Raw genomic sequence first — 617 nt, 5'->3', positions numbered from 1 at the left:
CTCCTGCCGCTCGTCGCCCGAGAATTGCTCGGCGGTGACGCAGGCTTCTACGGTATCCTCCTTGGCGCCGTTGGCGCCGGCGCGATCGGCGGCGCATTGCTCATGCCTAAACTGCGCGAACGTTTTAATGCCGATGGCCTGCTGCTCGGTGCCGCTGTTATCACAGCACTCGTCATGGGCGCTTTGTCGCTCGCGCCGCCGAAATGGGTCGCCATCATTGTTCTGCTCTTTCTCGGAGGTGCTTGGATCACTGCCCTGACCACGCTGAATGGCGCAGCGCAGGCCGTGCTCCCGAACTGGGTCCGCGGTCGCGGACTGGCGGTCTATCTCACCGTCTTCAATGGCGCGATGACGGCAGGTAGCCTTGGCTGGGGTGCCGTTGGTGAAGCTGCTGGGGTGCCGGGAGCGCTGCTGATCGGCGCGGTGGGGCTGCTCGTTGCAGGCTTCATCATGCATCGTTTAAAGCTGCCGGCCGGCGACGCTGATATGGTGCCGTCCAATCACTGGCCAGAACCCTTGGTCGCCGAGCCTGTCGCCCACGACCGCGGACCTGTTCTGATCCTCATCGAATACCATGTCGAAAAACATCATCGCACAGCCTTCCTGCATGCGCTGGA

General features: G+C 62.9%; 1 protein-coding gene. It reads left to right on the top strand.

The window, feature by feature from the left end:
* A partial coding sequence (locus tag AC1D2N_RS36230) for an MFS transporter (RefSeq protein ID WP_477983036.1) occupies window positions 1-617 on the top strand: 617 nt, incomplete at both ends.

This window comes from Rhizobium sp. P1_B8 (assembly GCF_056406515.1).
Note: the sequence above shows the minus strand (reverse complement) of the source record. Positions and strands in the feature narration are given on the sequence as shown.